At 68.0% G+C, this 19,531-nt stretch carries 18 protein-coding genes; 7 read left to right on the forward strand and 11 right to left on the reverse strand.

Features of this window, described 5'->3' with window-relative positions; all coding sequences use genetic code 11:
- The first annotated feature begins 138 nt into the window (after window positions 1-138).
- On the forward strand, window positions 139-567 hold the full coding sequence (locus tag A5686_RS21345) for an STAS domain-containing protein (RefSeq protein WP_067938430.1): 429 nt from the start codon (window positions 139-141) through the stop codon (window positions 565-567).
- On the opposite strand, the gene A5686_RS21350 is transcribed toward A5686_RS21345, so the two are convergent.
- The 4 genes from A5686_RS21350 to A5686_RS21365 form a co-directional block, all read right to left on the reverse strand.
- Entirely contained in the window at window positions 538-1,326 is a 789-nt protein-coding gene (locus A5686_RS21350; RefSeq protein ID WP_067938368.1) for an RNA polymerase sigma factor SigF, read from the reverse strand. The genes A5686_RS21345 and A5686_RS21350 overlap by 30 nt on opposite strands.
- Window positions 1,323-1,760, reverse strand: coding sequence for an ATP-binding protein (locus tag A5686_RS21355; protein ID WP_067938370.1), 438 nt, complete (start codon window positions 1,758-1,760; stop codon window positions 1,323-1,325). The genes A5686_RS21350 and A5686_RS21355 overlap by 4 nt, the downstream gene beginning before the upstream one ends.
- A 424-nt stretch (window positions 1,761-2,184) precedes the next feature.
- Window positions 2,185-2,496 carry a protein UsfY gene (usfY, locus tag A5686_RS21360; protein ID WP_067938372.1) on the reverse strand — a complete coding sequence of 104 codons (312 nt, stop codon included), beginning with the start codon at window positions 2,494-2,496 and terminating at the stop codon, window positions 2,185-2,187.
- 47 nt (window positions 2,497-2,543) lie between these two features.
- The gene (locus A5686_RS21365) at window positions 2,544-2,927 is read right to left on the reverse strand and encodes a hypothetical protein (protein WP_067938434.1); all 384 of its coding nucleotides are present in this window, start codon (window positions 2,925-2,927) and stop codon (window positions 2,544-2,546) included.
- 422 nt (window positions 2,928-3,349) lie between these two features.
- Between A5686_RS21365 and A5686_RS21370 the strand changes: the two genes are divergently transcribed.
- The 3 genes from A5686_RS21370 to nei2 are packed head-to-tail and all read left to right on the forward strand — an operon-like array spanning window position 3,350 to window position 9,464.
- Window positions 3,350-4,012 (forward strand): TetR/AcrR family transcriptional regulator, encoded by a 663-nt coding sequence (locus A5686_RS21370; RefSeq protein ID WP_067938374.1) that lies wholly within the window; start codon window positions 3,350-3,352, stop codon window positions 4,010-4,012.
- Window positions 4,013-4,054: 42 nt separating this feature from the next.
- On the forward strand, window positions 4,055-8,707 hold the full coding sequence (locus tag A5686_RS21375) for an ATP-dependent helicase (RefSeq protein WP_067938376.1): 4,653 nt from the start codon (window positions 4,055-4,057) through the stop codon (window positions 8,705-8,707).
- 1 nt (window position 8,708) lies between these two features.
- Window positions 8,709-9,464 carry an endonuclease VIII Nei2 gene (nei2, locus tag A5686_RS21380; protein ID WP_067938378.1) on the forward strand — a complete coding sequence of 252 codons (756 nt, stop codon included), beginning with the start codon at window positions 8,709-8,711 and terminating at the stop codon, window positions 9,462-9,464.
- A 24-nt stretch (window positions 9,465-9,488) separates the two neighbouring features.
- Here nei2 and A5686_RS21385 read toward each other — a convergent pair whose 3' ends face one another.
- Window positions 9,489-10,406: a PHB depolymerase family esterase gene (locus tag A5686_RS21385; protein ID WP_067938380.1), complete on the reverse strand. Its 918-nt coding sequence runs from the start codon at window positions 10,404-10,406 to the stop codon at window positions 9,489-9,491.
- 190 nt (window positions 10,407-10,596) lie between these two features.
- Here A5686_RS21385 and A5686_RS21390 point away from each other — a divergent pair, with 190 nt between their 5' ends.
- From A5686_RS21390 to A5686_RS21395, 3 genes are all read left to right on the forward strand, one after another.
- Window positions 10,597-10,953, forward strand: a complete 357-nt coding sequence (locus tag A5686_RS21390; RefSeq protein ID WP_067938382.1) for a DUF732 domain-containing protein — start codon at window positions 10,597-10,599, stop codon at window positions 10,951-10,953.
- A 167-nt stretch (window positions 10,954-11,120) separates the two neighbouring features.
- Window positions 11,121-11,267 (forward strand): DUF5994 family protein, encoded by a 147-nt coding sequence (locus A5686_RS28075; RefSeq protein ID WP_255405049.1) that lies wholly within the window; start codon window positions 11,121-11,123, stop codon window positions 11,265-11,267.
- A 39-nt stretch (window positions 11,268-11,306) separates the two neighbouring features.
- Window positions 11,307-11,735: a three-helix bundle dimerization domain-containing protein gene (locus tag A5686_RS21395; RefSeq protein ID WP_067938384.1), complete on the forward strand. Its 429-nt coding sequence runs from the start codon at window positions 11,307-11,309 to the stop codon at window positions 11,733-11,735.
- Here A5686_RS21395 and A5686_RS21400 read toward each other — a convergent pair.
- From A5686_RS21400 to A5686_RS21425, 6 genes are all read right to left on the reverse strand, one after another.
- Entirely contained in the window at window positions 11,666-12,856 is a 1,191-nt protein-coding gene (locus A5686_RS21400; protein WP_067938386.1) for a PPE family protein, read from the reverse strand. The genes A5686_RS21395 and A5686_RS21400 overlap by 70 nt on opposite strands.
- Before the next feature lie 166 nt (window positions 12,857-13,022).
- A complete protein-coding gene (locus A5686_RS21405) occupies window positions 13,023-14,168 on the reverse strand; it encodes a PPE family protein (protein WP_067938388.1) in 1,146 nt (381 codons plus the stop codon).
- Between the two features lie 209 nt (window positions 14,169-14,377).
- Entirely contained in the window at window positions 14,378-15,184 is an 807-nt protein-coding gene (locus tag A5686_RS21410) for an MBL fold metallo-hydrolase (protein ID WP_067938390.1), read from the reverse strand.
- Between the two features lie 36 nt (window positions 15,185-15,220).
- Window positions 15,221-16,771 (reverse strand): HNH endonuclease signature motif containing protein, encoded by a 1,551-nt coding sequence (locus tag A5686_RS21415; RefSeq protein WP_067938392.1) that lies wholly within the window; start codon window positions 16,769-16,771, stop codon window positions 15,221-15,223.
- 50 nt (window positions 16,772-16,821) lie between these two features.
- Window positions 16,822-17,688 carry a pseudouridine synthase gene (locus tag A5686_RS21420; protein ID WP_067938395.1) on the reverse strand — a complete coding sequence of 289 codons (867 nt, stop codon included), beginning with the start codon at window positions 17,686-17,688 and terminating at the stop codon, window positions 16,822-16,824.
- 13 nt (window positions 17,689-17,701) lie between these two features.
- On the reverse strand, window positions 17,702-19,456 hold the full coding sequence (locus A5686_RS21425) for a glycerol-3-phosphate dehydrogenase/oxidase (protein WP_067938397.1): 1,755 nt from the start codon (window positions 19,454-19,456) through the stop codon (window positions 17,702-17,704).
- Between the last annotated feature and the right edge of the window lie 75 nt (window positions 19,457-19,531).

Here is a 19,531-nt window from a genome sequence, read left to right on the forward strand (position 1 = left end):
GGGAGTAGGGTCTCGTACAAGGTTGAGTTCACAGCCGCCCGGGATACGTCGGTGACGTGGGGGTAGGCGGAATTCCCTCCTTCTTCGAACTATTTTCACACCGCTGACGTATCCACAGCAGGAATGTCCCTCGATGGGATGGAGTCAGCTATGTCTGTGGCCCAATCTTGGCAACAAAGCCGCACAGCACAATTCACCGCCCGCTGGGGTCCAGCGGGCACGCTGATCACGGTGGACGGCGAGCTCGACGCGGCCAATGCGGATCAACTGGTCGCGTACGTGCAGCACAGCACCAACCGCTCCCGGCGAGTGATCCTTGACCTGCGCGGCCTCAAATTCATTGGCACTGCGGGCTTTTCGGCCCTGCACCGGATCAATGTGGCCTGCTCGGGCGCTCAGGTGTCCTGGGCCATGGCGCCGAGCCCGGCGGTGGACAGGCTGCTGCGGGTCTGCGACCCGGACGCGACGCTGCCGGTGACCACGCAGCGGGCCGAGCCACTGCTGGAACCGCTGTGGGTCGAAGAAGAGCCCCGGCCGCTACTGCAGCTGGTCACGGAGCCGCGCTAGCGACTTCGCCAGCAGCCGCGACACGTGCATCTGCGAGATGCCGACCCGCTCGGCGATCTGCGTCTGCGTCATCGACTCGAAGAATCGCAGCACCAACACCGTCCGTTCCCGTTCGGGCAGCGCCTCGAGCAGCGGACGTAACGATTCCTGATCCTCGATCCGGTCCAGGCCGGTGTCGACGTCACCGAGGGTGTCCGCGATAGCGCGGGCCTCCTCCTCCTCACCGCCGCCACCGCTGTCGATGGACAGGGTGTTGTACGAGCTGCCCGCCACCAGCCCCTCGACCACCTCTTCGCGGTCCATGTCCAGCTCCGCGGCGAGTTCGGTCGCGGTGGGCGCCCGGCCGAGCCGCTGCGAGAGGTCGGCTGTGGCGGTGCCCAGCCGCAGGTGCAGTTCCTTCAGCCGCCGCGGGACTTTGACCGACCAGCTGTTGTCGCGGAAGTGGCGGCGAACCTCTCCCATGATCGTCGGCACCGCGAAGGAAACGAAGTCCGACCCGGTGTCGACGTCGAACCGGACCACCGCGTTGACCAATCCGACGCGCGCCACCTGAACCAGGTCGTCACGCGGTTCGCCGCGACCCTCGAAGCGGCGCGCGATGTGGTCGGCGAGCGGCAGGCACCGCTCGACGATTTTGTCCCGTTGACGTTGGAATTCCACCGAGTCGGACGCGGCAGCGGCCAGCTCACGGAACATGTCCGGAACATCGGCGTATTCGTTCGGACGCGAAACCGAACCGCCGGCAGCTCGCGCTGTCACCTGCTGGAGGCCGCCCGTCGCGCCGTCAGTGTGATGCCGAAAACACTGCCGGTTTCATTGGGTTCGCGACCGTCATGGAAAGTCTGAACGTCGTCGGCGAGCGACGTCAGCACATGCCAGCTGAAACTGCCGGGCGCCACCACGTCGTGAGTGTCGCATGCCGCGGAAGCTTCCACTACCAATTGGTCATCCTGGGGATCGACCACGACGACCAGGGTCGCGTCGGGAGTGGCCGAACGAATCAACCTGGTGCACACTTCGTCGACCGCGAGCCGCAGGTCCGCCACCGCATCGAAATCCAGGTCCTCGAAAGTGCCGATGGCACCGACCAGGGTGCGCAGCATCGCGAGGTTCTCCAGCCGCGCAGCAACGTGAAGTTCGACAGCACGATGGCCGCGCGGACGCTTGTTAGCGTGCAATCCAGCATCGTTCATATGGTCTCCCGGCAATGTTCGAGTGACACTACTACTGCTTCGCAGTCCGCCGTGGACGTCGCGCTCGAGCCGGTTAGTCATGGTCGCCACCGGATATTCGGCCCGCTATGGGCGGGCCTGACACGACCGACACGATCCGGACGCGCCGAGACCGGCGCTTCGCGGTGATCGCCGGGGTCACGCTGGTCATATCGATAGTCGTTGCAGTAGGCATGTACATCGGTGTATTCGTGATTCCGTCCCCCATGATGGGGTGACCACGCAACCGTTCCGGCACTCATCATGGTGCAAACCTGATACCCACATGTTCGCGCCGGTAACCTCGCAATTTCCTTTCATGCGCAATATCACAGGCGCGGCGTCACGGCAGGTCATGCCGAGAAAAGACACGATCGAAAGGGCGCGTGCGGGCTGGTCTGCGTCCCTAGCTGGCCGGCCGTTGCCGGTACACATCCGGATGTTCGGTGTACCAACGATCGCAGATCCGGCGAATCCTGCGGTGCTCCACCGCCAGCCAGGCCAGCCCCAGCACCGCGGCGATGACCCCGACGATCCCCGCCGTCATGCCTTCGTGGTGATGTCCGCTGCCGAAGGCCGCAAGACTGCCGCATGTTCCGATCACGCCCGCGACGACTAAGAGGTATCCGGGCCAGTGCAGGACGTCGATCAGCGACTCGCCGGCGAGCGGCCGTGTTGTCCTCAGATGGTCGACGGGGTCGTGGTAGGTGTCTCCCATAGCTGCTCCTCACCGCACCATCCACGTTAGATCGCGGGAGGACAAACCTAAAGGGCCAGTACCGGACCGGCGATCGGCGCCACCCCCATGGCGACCATCAACGCCATCGCGGTCAACAGGAACCAGCCGGCGCCATGCCATGCCCACCAGGTCCCCCGGGCCTTCCACACCAGATACGTGCGCACGAACGCCCAGATCCCGGCGCCGAGCGCGATCAGCGGTCCCCCGAAGGCCAGCAGGGTGCGCTGCGGGGCACCACACGCCACCGTGTCCGTCCCGACTCCCGGGCAGGTGCTGACCCACACCGCGGCGATCAACAGGAAGCCGACAGCGGCCAGCGTGGACAGGACGGCGAACCGGATCGCGGCGTGCACCTCGCCGTCCTCCTGGCCCAAGCGGTCACCGCCTGATCGCGCGTCCGCTTTCTGCATCGTTTTCACCTCCCATTGGGTACCCCGCGGCCAGTTCATCGCTCGCTACGTCGCATTAGTTACAGGGCAAGCATTGCCCGCGCTGGTAGCTGCGGAAACGCATGGGATCAAATACCCCGGGGCAAACGGCGGTAAACGACATCGACGCGAGGTCAAGCCCTAGTTCAGGGCCGAAGCCGGCTGCGGTATCGCCGATGCCGACATCGGGACGTCCGGAGCGGAAATCGGCGGCGCGTTCGCGAGGACGTTCGCGCGGAAATGACACCGGCGGCGGGCGCGATCCGACACCGGCTTCTCGGCGGCCTACGCGCGCCAAACTACCGGCACCGTCAATTATTTCGGTGACTTACCGCTGGTAGGGATGGAGTTCGAATGAATCCAATGTGGCTGGCGTGCCACGTCCGATGAGTACTATCTGACACATGCCAACAGCCCGCAGGCGCCTGTCTCCCGAGGATCGCCGCGCCGAGCTGCTCGCTTTAGGAGCAGAGGTCTTCGGGAAGCGACCCTACGACGAGGTCCGCATCGACGAGATCGCGGAACGCGCGGGGGTGTCGCGGGCTCTGATGTACCACTACTTCCCCGACAAGCGCGCATTCTTCGCGGCCGTCGTCAAGGACGAGGCCGATCGCCTGTACGAGAACACCAACATGGACGACGCGACCGGTCTGACCATGTACGAGGAGATCCGGGTCGGTGTGCTGGCCTACATGGCCTACCACGAGCAGAACCCGGAGGCCGCCTGGGCGGCGTACGTCGGCCTCGGCCGGTCCGATCCGGTTCTGCTCGGCGTCGAAGACGATGCCAAGAACCGGCAGATGGAACACATCATGTCCCGGATCAACCGGTTGATCGCCGAGGTCAACGCACCCAGCATGGCACCCGACGTCGAGCGACACCTGCGGGTGATTCTGAACGGCTGGCTGGCACTGACCTTCGAGATCTGCCGGCAGCGGATCATCGACCCCAGCACCGACGCCGAGAAGCTCGCCGACGCCTGCGCGCACGCGCTGCTGGACGCGATCGGACGGGTCCCGGAGCTCCCGGAGGCGCTCGGCGAGGCGATGTCCAACTCGCGTTTGTGAGCGGAGCTGCATCTTGTCGGTGACCGTTGGCACGATGGCTAGGTGAGCACTCGCGCTGACTTGAGGCCGCCCGGCCGCTCCGACCCGTTGGGCCGGTTCAGCGCGATCACCCGCGAGTGGTTCACCAGCACCTTCGACGCGCCGACCACCGCGCAGGCCGACGCCTGGAGCGCCATCGCCGACGGCCACAACACCCTGGTGATCGCGCCGACCGGTTCGGGCAAGACGCTGGCGGCGTTCCTTTGGGCGCTGGATAGCCTCGCCGGTTCGACGGAACGCCCGCCCGGCACGCGGGTGCTCTACGTCTCGCCGCTCAAGGCGCTGGCAGTCGATGTCGAGCGCAACCTGCGCACCCCCCTGGCCGGGCTCACCCGCATCGCCGAACGCCAGGGGCTGCCGGCCCCCGATATCAGCGTCGGGGTCCGTTCGGGCGACACCCCGCCCGCCGCCCGACGCCAGCTGATCAACCGACCGCCCGACGTGCTGATAACTACTCCCGAGTCGCTGTTCCTGATGCTCACGTCGGCCGCCCGCGAGACCCTGGCCGGTGTGCAGACGGTGATCGTCGACGAGATCCACGCCATCGCCGCCGGCAAGCGCGGCGCGCACCTGGCCGTGTCCCTCGAGCGCCTGGACGCGCTGCGCGAGGACAAACCCGCGCAGCGCATCGGGTTGTCGGCGACGGTGCGTCCGCCCGAGGAACTTGCGCGATTCCTCTCCGGGCACGCGCCGACGACCATCGTGGCCCCGCCGTCGGCCAAGACGGTCGAGCTCAACGTCCAGGTGCCGGTGCCCGATATGGCGAACATGGCGAACAACACCATCTGGCCGGACGTCGAGAACCGCCTGGTCGATCTGATCGAATCGCACAACTCCACCATCGTCTTCGCCAATTCGCGCCGACTGGCCGAGCGACTAACCGCCCGCCTCAACGAGATTCACGCCGAACGCAGCGGTGCGGTGGAAGAACCTCTTGCTTCCGGGGGATCGGCCGCCGACGCAAATCCGAAGGTGGCCGGCGGCGCGCCGGCGCACATCATGGGCAGCGGCCAGACCTACGGCGCCGAACCGATCCTGGCCCGCGCCCACCACGGCTCGATGAGCAAGGAACAGCGCGCCCTGGTCGAAGAGGACCTCAAGCGCGGGCTGCTCAAGGCGGTGGTGGCCACCTCGAGCCTCGAGCTGGGTATCGACATGGGCGCCGTCGACCTGGTGATCCAGGTGGAGGCGCCGCCCTCGGTGGCCAGCGGCCTGCAGCGCATCGGCCGTGCGGGCCACCAGGTCGGCGAGGTCTCGCGGGGCGTGCTGTTCCCCAAACACCGCACCGATTTGATCGGCTGCGCGGTCAGCGTGCAGCGCATGCTCGCCGGCCAGATCGAAACCATGCGGGTACCTGCCAACCCGCTCGACATCCTGGCGCAGCAGACCGTGGCGGCGGCCGCCCTGGAACCGTTGGACGCCGACCGGTGGTTCGACACGGTGCGGCGGGCCGCGCCGTTCGCGACGCTGCCGCGCAGCGTGTACGAGGCCACCCTGGACCTGTTGAGCGGCAAATACCCGTCCACCGAATTCGCGGAGCTGCGGCCGCGGCTGGTGTACGACCGCGACACCGGCACGTTGACCGCCCGCCCCGGCGCGCAGCGGCTGGCCGTGACGTCCGGCGGCGCCATCCCCGATCGCGGACTGTTCACCGTCTACCTTGCCTCCGAGGCCGAAAAGCCTTCCCGGGTAGGCGAACTCGAAGAGGAAATGGTTTACGAGTCACGTCCCGGCGATGTCATCTCGCTGGGCGCCACCAGCTGGCGGATCACCGAGATCACCCACGACCGGGTGCTGGTGATCCCGGCACCCGGCCAGCCGGCCCGATTGCCGTTCTGGCGCGGCGACGGTCTGGGCCGCCCGGCCGAGCTGGGCGCCGCACTCGGCGCGTTCACCGGCGAGCTGGCCGGCTTGAAGCGGGAGGATTTCGAAACGCGCTGCGCCGGACTGGGTTTCGATGCATACGCCACCGAGAACCTGCTGCGCCTGCTCGACGAACAGCGGAGCGCCGCCGGGGTGGTGCCCACCGACACCACCCTGCTGGTCGAGCGGTTCCGTGACGAGCTGGGCGACTGGCGAGTGATCCTGCACTCGCCGTACGGGCTTGCAGTCAACGGACCACTGGCGCTGGCGGTGGCCCGCCGGCTGCGCGAGCGCTACGGCATCGACGAGAAGCCCACCGCCTCAGACGACGGTGTCGTGGTCCGACTGCCGGACACGTTCTCCGATTTCGCATCGGACACCGGCTCCGGGGCTCCGCCGGGCGCCGAACTTTTCGTCTTCGATGCCGAGGAGATCGACCCGATCGTCACCGCAGAGGTGGGCGGCTCGGCGCTGTTTGCGTCACGGTTCCGCGAGTGCGCGGCCCGGGCCCTACTATTGCCGCGCCGGCACGCCGGGCGCCGTTCGCCGCTGTGGCAGCAACGCCAGCGTGCTGCCCAGTTACTAGATGTGGCCCGCAAATATCCCGACTTTCCGGTGGTTCTGGAGACCATCCGCGAATGCCTGCAGGACGTCTACGACGTACCGGCCCTGACAATGCTGATGACCGGTATCGCGCAGCGGCGCGTGCGGGTGCTCGAGGTCGAGACGCAGCGGCCGTCGCCGTTCGCGGCGTCGCTGCTGTTCGGCTACGTCGGCGCGTTCATGTACGAAGGCGACAGCCCGTTGGCCGAGCGCCGGGCCGCCGCGCTCTCGCTGGACAGCACGCTGCTGGCCGAATTGCTGGGCCGGGTGGAGTTGCGCGACCTGCTCGATCCCGAGGTCATCGCCGCCACCGGCCGCCAGCTTCAGCACCTCTCGACCGACCGGGCCGCCCGCGACGCCGAGGCGGTCGCTGACCTGCTGCGGCTGCTGGGCCCACTGACCGAGGACGAGGTGGCCGCCCGGGCCGGCGACGCCGACGTGGGCGGGTGGCTGGAGGGACTGCGCGCGGCGCGGCGCGCGCTGACCGTGTCGTTCGCCGGCCGCAGCTGGTGGGTGGCCATCGAGGACATCGGCCGGCTGCGCGACGGCATCGGCATCGCGGTTCCGCTCGGCGTGCCGGCCGCCTTCACCGAGGAGGTCGCCGACCCGCTGGGCGAATTGCTGGGTCGCTACGCGCGCACCCACACCCCGTTCACCACGGCCGAGGCCGCCGCCCGGTTCGGGCTGGGACTGCGAGTGACCGCAGACATCCTGGGCCGGCTCGCCGGCGACGGCCGGCTGGTGCGCGGCGACTTCGTCGCCACTGCCGAGGCGGCGGAGGTGCCGATGGCCGGGGGTGAGCAGTGGTGTGATGCCGATGTATTGCGCATCCTGCGGCGGCGGTCGCTGGCGGCGCTGCGGGCCCAGGTCGAGCCCGTCAGCACCGCCGCCTACGGCCGGTTCCTGCCGGCCTGGCATCGGGTGGGGACGGCCGAATCGTCGCGCTCCCCAAGCTATTCCGGGCTGGATGGCCTGATGTCGGTGATCGACCAGCTGGCCGGCGTACGGATGCCCGCCTCGGCGATCGAGCCGCTGGTGCTGGCCCCCCGCGTCCGCGACTATTCCCCCGCACTGCTCGACGAGCTGCTGGCCACCGGCGAGGTCACCTGGTCGGGGGCCGGGTCGATTTCGAACGGCGACGGTTGGATCGCGTTGCACCCCAGCGAATCCGCGCCGTTGACACTGCAAGCGCCCGCCGACATCGAGCTGGGCGACGCCCACCGCGCCATCCTGGACACGCTCGCGCCGGGGGGCGCCTACTTCTTCCGCCAGCTCACGCAAAGCGGGTTCGGTGAGTCCGAGCTCAAAGGCGCCTTGTGGGAGCTGATCTGGGCCGGTTGGATCACGGGCGACACGTTCGCCCCGGTGCGCGCCCTGCTCGGTGGCGCCGGAACCCGCAGGCGCTCGGCGCCCGCGCACCGGTCGCATCGCCCGCCGCGGCTGAGCCGATACAGCGTCGCGCACCCGCAGTCCCGGCCCGCCGACCCGACCGTGGCCGGCCGGTGGTCGATCCTGCCAGCCCCGGAGCCGGACTCCACGCTGCGCGCCCACTACCAAGCCGAGCTCTTGCTGGGCCGCCACGGCGTGCTGACCCGCGGCGCGGTGACGGCCGAGGGCGTGCCCGGCGGGTTCGCCACCCTGTACAAAGTGCTGAGCACTTTCGAGGATGCCGGCCGGTGCCAGCGCGGCTACTTCATCGAGTCGCTGGGCGGGGCACAGTTCGCGGTCGCATCGACGGTCGACCGGCTGCGCGCTTACTCCGACGGCGTCGATCCGGAAAGGCCGGAGTACCGGGCGGTCGCGCTGGCCGCCTCGGATCCGGCCAACCCGTACGGCGCGGCGCTGACCTGGCCCGCCTCCCGGGGCGACGGGGTCTCGGGGTCTGGTGGGTCGGGGGCACGCCCTGGCCGCAAGGCCGGTGCAATGGTGGTCCTGGTCGACGGTGAGCTGACCTGGTTCCTCGAGCGCGGCGGGCGGTCGCTGCTCACCTTCACCGACGACCCCGCCGCCCATCAGGCTGCGGCAACGGCGCTGGCCGACCTGGTCTCGTCCCGTCGCGTCGCGTCGATCCTGGTCGAACGCATCGACGGGGTGCCCGCCCTTCAGCCCCGCGCGGACGGGCCCGGCCCGATCGACGCCCTTTCCGACGCCGGATTCGCCCGAACTCCGCGTGGAATGCGGCTGCGCTGACATGCCCGAAGGTGACACCGTCTGGCACACCGCCGCCGTACTGCGCGAGCGCCTGGTCGCCGACACCCTGACCCGGTGCGACGTCCGGGTGCCGCGGTTCGCCACCGTTGACCTCACCGGTCGGGTGGTCGACGAGGTGCTCAGCCGGGGAAAGCACTTGTTCATCCGGGTGGGTGACGCCAGCATTCACTCGCATCTGAAGATGGACGGCAGCTGGCGGGTCGGCAACCGCTCGGTGCGGGTCGACCACCGCGCGCGCATCATCTTGGAGACCGACAGCGTCCGCGCCGTCGGCGTCGATTTGGGCGTGCTGGAGATCCTGGAGCGCGAGCGTGACGGCGACGCGGTCGCGCACCTGGGCCCCGATCTGCTGGGCAAGGATTGGAATCCCGCGCTGGCCGCCGCCAACCTGACGGCCGACCCGGACCGGCCGATCGCCGGGGCACTGTTGGACCAGCGCCTGCTGGCCGGCATCGGCAACGTCTACAGCAACGAACTGTGTTTCCTGTCCGGGCATCTGCCCACCGCGCCGGTGCGCGACATCGCCGACCCGCATAGGCTCGTCTCGCGGGCACGGGACATGTTGTGGCTCAACCGCTTTCGGTGGAACCGGTGCACCACGGGCGACACCCGGGCCGGACGGCAGCTGTGGGTCTACGGGCGATCCGGGCAGCCGTGCCGGCGCTGCGGTACCCCGATCGCCTTCGACGACTCCGGGGATCGGGTGACGTACTGGTGCCCGTCCTGCCAGCGCTGAAGCGCGTGGCCCTTGGTCGCGGGCCTAGCCGCGGGCGTGGGCGAGGAAGAACTGGGCGATCGCCTCGGACCCGTCGAGCGCGCGGGTGGTGGGACCGATGACGGCCGCCGGCAGATATTGCTTGCCGCCCGGCCAGGTGTGTCCGCCTTTGTTGATCTTGTAGAACACCACCTCGGTGTTGTCCGCGCATCCCGTGAACTGGTAGCGGTGCACCACGGTGCCGTCGCGGACATCGGGTAGCGCCTCCATCGCCTGCTTTGTTTGGCAGCCATCGACCGAGCGCCACTTTTCCACCATGCTGTCCGCCGAGATGGAGTGGCTGACCCCGCCGCGGCCGCGCACCGTCCCACCTTTGAAGGGCACCAGCGGGTCGGCGGTCCCGTGGGCTTCCCAGACCGACACCGGCCGCGACGGGTTACAGGCCACCCCCACGCCCAGAGTCCCGGCCACCGGGGCGACCGCGGCGAACACGTCGGCGCGGTCGCATGCCAGCCGGTTGCTCATGAAGCCGCCGTTGGACATCCCCGTGACGAAAACATGCCCCGCAGCGATGCCGTAGTCGTTCTGCAGCTTGTTGACCAGCCCGACCAGGAAGGCCACGTCATTGATGTGGCGGCGATCGGCGGGCGAGGCACCACGCCCGTCGGCCCAGCTCTTGTCGTAACCGTCGGGGTAAACGACCAACAGGTTGTGGGCGTCAGCAACGGAGTTGAACCCCGTCAGGCCGCGCTGCGAGAACCCGGTACCGCCCGCACCGTGCAAACTGAGCACCAGCCCGACGGGCTCGCCCGTCGGCACGTGCAACATGTAGGTTCGGTCCATGCCGCCGGAGCGAAAGGTGCCCGAGATGTCTCGAGCGTTGGCCGCCGGCAGGTGCCGCACACCGCAGCCGACCACGCATATTGCCACCACACCGAGCCACAACCACCGTGCGTATGCCATGTCGTCAGATCACCGGCGGCGCGTCGCCGAAGGGTCGCTGGTTACGTGTTTGCGACTGCGGAGCAAACGCTTGGGTGGCACACATCGCATTATCGGCGATACGGCTTCGGCGGACGCCGCAAGATGCAAGCATGCGAACTAGCCCGCCTTCAGCAAGCAACGACACTTCTGTTCCACGGGAGTATCAGAAATGACGACCACCACGATGCGCAAGCGCAGCCGATCGCTATGGCTCCTGGCGATGGGCGTGCTGCCGGTGGCCGGGCTGCTCGGCGTGCTGGGTGCATCCGCGACAGCTGGCGCCACGTCCGCCGATGACGAATTCCTGGCCGCGCTGAAAGCCAAGGGCATCAACTACGAGTCAGCCGACGCCGCGGTCAATTCCGGGCACACCGTGTGTCACGAACTCGATATGGGCCAGACACCGGAACAGGTCGCCAACAACGTCCTGTCCAGCAGCCACCTGGACAGCTATCACGCCGGCTACTTCGTCGGGGTCAGCATCAAGGCGTACTGCCCGAAGTACGCGGCGGCACCCGGTTCCTGAAAAAACCGACCTGCCAAAAAGTCCCGTGCGCCTGTACGCGATTGCGCAAATTCGTTTGTTCACGGTCGGTAAATCCAGCGGCAACTCGCTGGCGCCGCGGTCGCCGATTATTTGTGGTGGTCTTGACTGATTGAGGGTCGTCCGGCCCAAGGCTCAGCGACAGGTGGATGACATTGGAACAATCAAACCTGTTGCGGCTCAGAACATATCGGCCTGTGTCCGAGCACATCGACGGCGCCTGGTGGCCGCGGTCGACGAGCCTGGCCGACGAGCTGCCGGGCCTGGTGGCGTCGTTGTCGAATCGGCTGGGGTAGATCGTCATGGTGGGCTATCGCCGCCACGACTGACACAACATGCCCGCTCTGGCTGAATTCGACGGGCACACAATCGAATTGTTGGGCTTCGTCAATGACGAGCAGGCCGGCGTCATCGTGATGGGCGGGAACGCCCGTCGGGCACTCGATGCGGTGCGAGTGTTCGGCGCCGCCCCGGTTTCTCCGGCCGTCCGAATCACGGTGGGGCGATCGGTCGCGGAGTTGGCCGACATGCTGGCCCGTCACCAGGGGCTCGGTGAGCAACGGCGCGACGCTCAGATCCGGCGGTGGTGCGAGGAGACGGCGCAACGATTCATCGAGGCGCCGGTGCAGACCTTCGTCCCCATTCTGGTCGAACACATCGTCGGCAACCGCATGATGGAGTCGCGCAGGCAGCGCTATCCGGCCGACGGCGGCCTGTGCATCACGGTGCCCGGCAGTTCCGCACCGTACTCAATATCGTCGTAGTCGCGCCCCTTACGCCGGCGACCGTTCGCCGAGCCGCCCGTAGGGCGCATCGGGACCATCGGGAGCATGGGTGTCTGGCCGGCCCCCGGTGGCAGCGCGGAGACCGCGGACGCCAGCTGCACCGGCGCCGACGACCCCAGCATTCCCACCGTCGCGGGCGGCATGGTCAGGTTGCCGAGCGAAATACCGACGCCCAGCGTGGCACGTGGCGCCAACGATCCGGTGGCGCCGACCGCGCCGATCAGTTGCGTCTCCGCCGACGACAGCGCCGCCGTGCCTTCGGTCAATCCGCCGAAAATGTCTGTGGCCGCGCCGAATTGCAGGCTGTTGGCGGCGTTCAACTGGGCGAGATAGCTGAGCAGGTTGACGGGAAACCCGCTCGCGATGAACTGGTTGCCCCATGTGCTGAAATATCCGAACCAACCGCGGCTGGGGTCGCCGTCGCTGCCGAACAGGCCGGCGGCACCGGAGGCCGCCTGGAGCGTCGCGGCGTCGGAGGCGGCCTGGCCCGGACCCGAACTGGCGGCGGCGATCTGCGCGCCGGAGTTTCCCGTCGCCGTAGCCGGCACGATGGCGGCTTGCCTCGTCACGCCCGACGGATCGGAAACCGGAGGCGGCGACGAGAACTGGGGCGGTCTGACGGTGCTCGCCGAGGTCGCGTCGTAGCGGACCAATGCCGCCGAGTTGTTCACCCACATGGTGTTGTACTCGGCCTCGGTCTCGGCGATGGCCGGGTAGTTGATCCCAAAGAAGTTGGTGGCCAACAACATCGCCAGCCGCGCGCGGTTGGCGGCGACCAGCGAGGGATGCACCACCGTCCAGTGCGTCAACTCGAACGCCGCGGTCATGACTTCCACCGACGTCGCGATTTCCTGGCACTGCGCGGCGGTGACGCGCAGCCAGTCCAAATAGGGCTCCAGCGCTCGGGCCATCGCCATGGCGGACGGGCCATGCCACGTCGTCATCAGCCACGACAGCTCGGCGGTGTAGCCGGCGGCAGATTGCTCGAGCTCAGCGCTGAGCTCCTGCCAGGCGCCGGCGGCCGCGATCCATGACCAAGCGCCTGGTCCAGAGTGGATCAGCGCCGAAGTGACCTCCGGCGGCAGTATCCCGAAATCCATGAACCTTTACCTTGGGAAATGCCGTCGGTTGGGCCAACGCTCGGCGTCGGCCCGTCCGGCGCTACGCGAGTGAATGAGGCCGGGACATCGCGGTGTCCTGCTGCTGGTCGACGTTGACCTGCACGGTGGCGGAATTCGGCATCCGCCGTCGTGGGGCGCCATCGTCTCATCCCGCCGATGGGTTTCGGGGCATCACGTTACCCGTGACCTCCCGGCCGACGGCGACGTCTTCGTACTTCTGCTGTTTACGCTTTCGCCAGCCGGTGCCCGCCGAAGCTGTCGTCGGCGGCACCATCATCGGCATTATCGGCAATCCAGACTCCGCCGCCGGCAGCGGCGAGGCGGCGGACGCGAGCTGCACCCCGGTCTGCGTGCCGGGTAGCAGGCCCACCACGGCGGGAGGCGCGGTCAGCTTGCCAAGCGACACCCCGACGCCCATCGCCCCCGACGGCGCCATGCCCGCGCCGATACCTTTGACCGCGTTGGACAGGCTCGCCGTGGCCGCTCCGAGCCCCTCTGACAGGCCACTGCCGATGTCGCCGCCGACGCTCTGCAGCGCGCTGGCCGACGAGTTCTGCGCCAGGTAGCTCAGCATGTTGATGGGAAAGCCGGAGGAGATGAACTGGTTGCCCCAGGTGCTGAAATAGCCGAACCACCCGCTGTTGGGGTCACCGTCGCTGCCGAAGAGGCCGGCGCCCGAGAGGTTCGAAGCCAGTGCGTTCCCCGCGTTGCCGGCGCCGAGAGCCTGGGCCTGGTTGACCGCTAGCTCTTGTCTGGTCGTCCCGCCCGGATCGGTGGCCGATAGCGGCGAATTGAAATTCGACAACTGCGTGGTCGCCTGCGACGAGGACGCCTGATATCGGCCCATTGCCGCCGAGTTGTTGGCCCACATGGTCTGGTATTCGTTCTCGGTCTCAGCGATGGCCGCGGTGTTGGTGCCGAATCGATTGGTGGCCAGCAGCTGCGCGAGCCGCGTCCTGTTGGCGGTGACCACCGAGGGATGAACCACTGTGGACCGGACGGCGGTGAAAGCCGTAGCGGCGGCCTCGGCCGAGGTGGCCATCTGCGCGGATTGCTGGGCGGTCTCGCGCAGCCATAGCAGGTAGGGCTGGACGGACTGCAGCATCGCCATGGCCGACGGCCCGTCCCAGGAATCGATCAGCGACGACAACGTCGAGGCATAGGTGGAGACCGAATTCTCCAGTTCGACGGCCAGGCGCTGCCAGGCGCCGGCGGCCTCGATCAGCGAACCCGCTCCCGGTCCGGTGTGGATGAGCGTCGAGGTGACCTCGGGGGGTGCAAAAAGATCCATCACGTCTCACAATGCCCACGCTGAGAACGCCTCAGCAAATTTGCGTTAACCAGGCCGCGAAGAACCTTGAAACTCTGCACGTCGAAGCCTGTTCACTGCAGCCGGGACCTCCCAGTTTCGACTGCCATGTGTCCAGGACACCCTATACCTAAAGTTGAGAGCGATTTGACATTCGCTGGCCACCGGGACTATGCGACAGCGGCCGTCAGTCAAACGGTCACCGAGGAGCCGCGGTCCAGCGTGATGATCCGGTCCCCGAGGCCGCGGCGCTGCATTTCCCGGGTGAATTCGGCCAGCGGCGAAGCGAAGGCCGCATAGTCGTCGAAGTGAACCGGGATGACCTTCGGCAGGGCCAGCATCGCGACGAGTTCGGCGCCCTGACGGCCGTCCATAGTCACGGTCAGTCCGAACGGAAGCCGCCCGCCGGCCGGCAGTCGGGTGCCACCGAGGTGCAGCATGCCCGCGTCGATCGGGTCGAACCGCGCGGGAATCTCCTTGAGCTCCTCGATCAAGAGGGTATCGCCGGAAATGTAGAGCCGGCGCCGGGACGAGCCATCGTCGGCGGCGACGTCCAGCATGGTGCCCATCACCGGCGGGAGCAGCCGCTGACTCCACCCGGGCGCGTGCCGCCCCGGCAACGATGTCAGGGTGAGCGTGGTGCCGCCCTTGGTGATCGTGTGCTGCTGCCAGGTGGTCAGGCCACGCGCCTGCGCGAAGCCACGCTTGTGCAGTCGCTTGGCGGCGTGGGGGGTAGTGACGACGGGCAGTTCGTGATCGAGGCCCTTCTGCGCCACCCTGTCCCAGTGATCGCCGTGCATGTGTGACAGCACGATCGCGTCGACCGGCGGCAGTTCGCTGAGCTGCAACGCCGGCTCCTTGAGCCGTTTGGATACCAGCCCATGGCCTAGGTAGGCGCGTTGCCCCCGGTGCAAGAAGTTGGGGTCGGTCAACAGCGTCAACCCGCCCGCGGAAATGAGCGTGGTGGCGTTGCCGACGAACGTGACCGTGATGTCCATAGCCGCGGGCTACCCGGTCCCGTGGCGTCCATACCGCTAGAAGGGCGGCGGATCGTCGGCGTCGGGCGGGGCGGGGCCGCTGACGCTTCTAGCGGAACTGCTGCTCGAGCCCGAGGCCGTAGACACGCTTTGCGCCCGTCGGCCCATGCGGGCGTCGCGGTTGTGCCGGCGTTCGGAGGCGATGCGCCCGGCGCGGTCCTGGGCGCGCGTGCGGCGCCGGGTCGGCATCATCGCCGTGCGGTCGCCGCAGTAATCGGGCGCCACGTCGGACTCGGCGGCCGCGATAGCGCCCACGCCCTGACACAAACTCGGAAATAGCAGTGCGCTGCCCGGCGTGGTGACATACATGCGCCCGGCCGGTGAGGTCAGGATCAGCGTCCCGTCGGGCAGCTGCGTTTCCTGCCAACCCCAGAAGGTTTTCACCAAATGATGTGTGCGGCAATAACATTTGAGGTTCGACGCGTGCGTGCGCCCGCCGTCCGCGTAGGGAATCGTATGGTCCACGTCGCAATTGACGGCGGGCTGGTCGCAGCCGGGCCAGCGGCACGTCAAGTCGCGGCAGCGCACGAAATCAGCCAGCGCCTTCGAGGGCACATAACCCGGCTCCGGTGCCGCATCACCTGGGTGAGTCAGCGGCGCGAGCGTGGCCGACGCGGCCAGCTCGGCGATCAATTCCGGCGCGATCAAGCCTTCGGCGCCCAGCTCGTAGCCCGGCGCCGAGCCGGTGCCGTCCAGACTGCCGCGCTCGGCGACCACGTGGATCACCACCGGTCCCGCGGGCCGTTGACCGGCCGTGCAGTCGCGACGTCCGCAGCGGCATCCCAACCGGTCCGCCCCGCCCGCCAGCGCTCCCAACGCATCGGCGCGGCGCTGCTCACGGGTGCGCGGATCGTGTTCGCACACCGTAGCCGCCAACGCGTCCAGGCGCCGGTCCAGCAGATGCGCATCGGGGGCGAGCAGACTGCCTTGGATATGCGACATGCCGTCCCCCCCGTCGCCGATCCAGATCTCCCGCTGCACTACGCGCTCCCGACGGCGCCGCACCGCATCCGCGTCGGCCCGCGCGACGACCTTGTCCACCTGGGCGGCCAGCCGTCCGGAAGTCATCGACGGCCAGCGCGCCACATTGGCCGCAAGCCGGGCATCCACGACCGCCAGCACCTGCGGGTCGGTGATCAGGTCGGTGCGGTACACCACGGTGGCGAACATCCGAAAGTCGATATCGCCGGCCTTGAACACCTCCCCAACGCGCGGCAGCCGCTCACGCATGGCGCGGGCGTAGCGCACCTTGCTGGCCCCCAGGCCCTGACTGATCCGCAGCTCGGCGGCGACCTCCGCACTGACCGCCGCCTCGGTGTCGACGGCCCAGCTTTCGGTTTCCGAGCATCGCGACAGCCGATACCCGAACAACTCACCGATGGCCGCGAGTTGGGCGGCCGCCGCCCGGTTCTCCGCGCGCGAGGACGCGCCGATCCGTCCCAACAGTTCCGCCGCCGCGCGCGTTCGCGACGGATAGTGCCGCTCGAAGAGCTCGTCGAACCGGGCGATCACCTCCGGCGGCGACTGATAACCCGAGTTCTCGAACATACGTTCGATTATGCCATGAGCCACTGACAACCTATGACGCCGCGGTAGACCTACGGCTCAACTCTGCGGCTGACGAACGTACGCCGCGCGCCGGTGAGTGGATCGGTGAACTCGATGCGCTGCGCCAATAGCCGCAGCGGCGTGCTGAAGTCGTCGGACGCGACGTCGATGATCTCGGGATACAACGGATCACCCTCGATAGGAATCCCCAGCGAGGCCATGTGCAGGCGCAGTTGATGGGTGCGTCCGGTGCGGGGAGTGAGCCGGTACAGCCCGCCCGGTGACACCAGCTCCACGTGGGTCTCGGCATTGGGCGCGCCGGGCTCGCACACAGCCTGTAAGTGGCTGCGGTGCTTGATGATTCGGCTCTTCACCACACGAGGAAACTCCAGCTTCGGGTCGACGGCGGCCCGGGCCAGGTATGTCTTGCCGACCACTCCGCGGGAGAACAGCGTCTGGTAGGCGCCGCGCACCTCGCGCCTCGCGGTGAACAGCAACACCCCGGCGGTGAGGCGGTCCAGCCGGTGCGCGGGGCTCAGCTCGGGCAACTCCAGTTCCCGTCGCAACCGCACCAGCGCGGTCTGCGCGACGTGGCGCCCGCGTGGCATGGTGGCCAAAAAGTGCGGCTTGTCGACGACCACGATGTCGGCGTCGCGGTGCAGCACCGCGATGTCGAACGGGACGGGCACCTCGTCCGGCAGCTCGCGGTACAGGTAGACACTCGCGCCGGCGGGAAGCACTGTGGTGCTGTCGATTACCGCGCCGTCGGCGCCGACGACCTCTGCGGCCAGCACCTTGGCGCGTGCCCGCGGGCCGAACCGGGCGGTGAGCTCGGCCAGCACCGGACCACCCCGCAGCCGCACCCGCGCCGGACCGAGTCCGTCCCGCGCGGGCAGTGGCGCCGGCGTTGCGGCCATTGTCAGGGCCTGCTCAACTAAGTGGGACCGGCTCGAGGATCTCGGCGCGCGCCTCTGGCGCGCTTGCCCGCAACTCGTCGGCGGACACGTCATCCGGCTGGGCCTGGGACAGGATCTCGGCCTCCACCCGAGCGGTGTAATTCGCGACCTCACGCCCGATCTCCTCCGCCGACCAGCCCAGCACCGGCGCCACGACGTCGGCGACCTCGCGCGCGCAGTCGACGCCACGGTGCGGGTATTCGATGGAGACCCGCATCCGGCGGGCCAGGATGTCCTCCAAATGCAAAGCGCCCTCGGCGGTTACGGCATACATCGCCTCCACCCGCAAATAGCCCGGCGCCTCCTTGATCGGTTCGAGCAGATCGGGGCTTTGCGCCGCCAGCGCCAGCACATCACCGATCAGCGAGCCATATCGGTCCAGCAGATGACGCACCCGGTAGGGATGCAGGCCCTGCAGCTGGGCGACGTGTTCGGCCTGGTTGATCAGCGCGAAGTAGCCGTCGGCACCTAGCAGGCTGACCTTCTCGGTGATCGACGGCGCGACCCTAGCCGGAATGAATTGGGCAGCAGCATCGATCGCATCGGCGGCCATCACCCGATAAGTGGTGTACTTGCCGCCGGCGATGGCCACCAGGCCCGGTGCGGGCACCGCCACGGCGTGCTCCCGCGACAGCTTGGAGGTCTCCTCGCTCTCCCCGGCCAGCAGCGGCCGCAGCCCCGCGTACACACCGTCGATGTCGGCATGCGTCAACGGGATGGCCAGCACGGTGTTGACGGTTTGCAAGATGTAGTCGATGTCGGCCTTGGTGGCCGCGGGGTGGGCCAGGTCGAGGTTCCACTCGGTGTCGGTGGTTCCGATGATCCAGTGGCTGCCCCACGGGATGACGAACATCACCGATTTCTCGGTGCGCAGGATGATCGCGACGTCACTGACGATGCGGTCGCGGGGCACCACCACGTGCACACCCTTGGACGCCCGGACCTGAAAACGCCCGCGCTGCTTGGACAGTGCCTGGATCTCGTCGGTCCACACCCCGGTCGCGTTGACCACCACGTGGCCGCGGACCTCGGTGATGGCGCCGTCCTCGGAGTCGCGAACCCGTACACCGGTCACCCGATCACCTTCGCGCAGCAGGGCGACCACCTGGGTGGAGGTGCGGACCACCACGCCGTAGTGCGCGGCGGTGCGCGCGACGGTCATGGTGTGCCGGGCGTCATCGACAACCGTGTCGTAGTAACGGATTCCGCCGATCAGCGAGCTTCGCTTGAGGCCGGGGCTCAGCCGCAACGCGCCCGCACGCGTCAAATGCTTTTGCGCCGGAACGGATTTCGCGCCACCCAGCCGGTCGTACAGAAAAATGCCGGCGGCGATGTACGGACGTTCCCACACGCGATTAGTCAACGGGAACAAAAACGGCATCGGCTTGACCAGGTGCGGCGCCAGCTTGGTCAGCGACAGCTCACGTTCGTAGAGCGCCTCACGCACCAACCCGAACTCGAGCTGTTCGAGATAGCGCAGGCCACCATGGAACATCTTCGACGAGCGGCTCGAGGTGCCCGAGGCGAAGTCACGCGCTTCCACGAGCGCCACTTTGAGGCCGCGGGTCGCGGCGTCCAGCGCGCAGCCCGAACCCACCACGCCACCGCCGATCACCACCACGTCGAACTGCTCGGTGCCCAACCGTTCCCAGGCTGCCTCGCGCTGCCGGGGCCCCAGCACGGAAACAGGTGAGCTGCGCTGGTTGGGTGCGTGCACGGATTCAGTCACGACCAGGACTCCTCACGGGGAAACTCCTCGGTTACTCGTCAGTAGGCGTGCTGCACCAAGGCTAACGGTTCCGGC

Origin of the sequence: Mycobacterium sp. E2479 (assembly GCF_001667925.1) — a bacterium.
Classification (GTDB): Bacteria; Actinomycetota; Actinomycetes; order Mycobacteriales; family Mycobacteriaceae; genus Mycobacterium.

Excerpts from the sequence above, each read along its gene's own strand:
- A5686_RS21345 (WP_067938430.1), top strand. The coding sequence starts at position 139 with ATGGAGTCAGCTATGTCTGTGGCCCAATCTTGGCAACAAAGCCGCACA.
- A5686_RS21355 (WP_067938370.1), bottom strand. The coding sequence starts at position 1,760 with ATGAACGATGCTGGATTGCACGCTAACAAGCGTCCGCGCGGCCATCGT.
- usfY (WP_067938372.1), bottom strand. The coding sequence starts at position 2,496 with ATGGGAGACACCTACCACGACCCCGTCGACCATCTGAGGACAACACGG.
- A5686_RS21365 (WP_067938434.1), bottom strand. The coding sequence starts at position 2,927 with ATGCAGAAAGCGGACGCGCGATCAGGCGGTGACCGCTTGGGCCAGGAG.
- A5686_RS21370 (WP_067938374.1), top strand. The coding sequence starts at position 3,350 with ATGCCAACAGCCCGCAGGCGCCTGTCTCCCGAGGATCGCCGCGCCGAG.
- nei2 (WP_067938378.1), top strand. The coding sequence starts at position 8,709 with ATGCCCGAAGGTGACACCGTCTGGCACACCGCCGCCGTACTGCGCGAG.
- A5686_RS21385 (WP_067938380.1), bottom strand. The coding sequence starts at position 10,406 with ATGGCATACGCACGGTGGTTGTGGCTCGGTGTGGTGGCAATATGCGTG.
- A5686_RS21390 (WP_067938382.1), top strand. The coding sequence starts at position 10,597 with ATGACGACCACCACGATGCGCAAGCGCAGCCGATCGCTATGGCTCCTG.
- A5686_RS28075 (WP_255405049.1), top strand. The coding sequence starts at position 11,121 with ATGACATTGGAACAATCAAACCTGTTGCGGCTCAGAACATATCGGCCT.
- A5686_RS21395 (WP_067938384.1), top strand. The coding sequence starts at position 11,307 with ATGCCCGCTCTGGCTGAATTCGACGGGCACACAATCGAATTGTTGGGC.
- A5686_RS21400 (WP_067938386.1), bottom strand. The coding sequence starts at position 12,856 with ATGGATTTCGGGATACTGCCGCCGGAGGTCACTTCGGCGCTGATCCAC.
- A5686_RS21405 (WP_067938388.1), bottom strand. The coding sequence starts at position 14,168 with ATGGATCTTTTTGCACCCCCCGAGGTCACCTCGACGCTCATCCACACC.
- A5686_RS21410 (WP_067938390.1), bottom strand. The coding sequence starts at position 15,184 with ATGGACATCACGGTCACGTTCGTCGGCAACGCCACCACGCTCATTTCC.
- A5686_RS21415 (WP_067938392.1), bottom strand. The coding sequence starts at position 16,771 with ATGTTCGAGAACTCGGGTTATCAGTCGCCGCCGGAGGTGATCGCCCGG.
- A5686_RS21420 (WP_067938395.1), bottom strand. The coding sequence starts at position 17,688 with ATGGCCGCAACGCCGGCGCCACTGCCCGCGCGGGACGGACTCGGTCCG.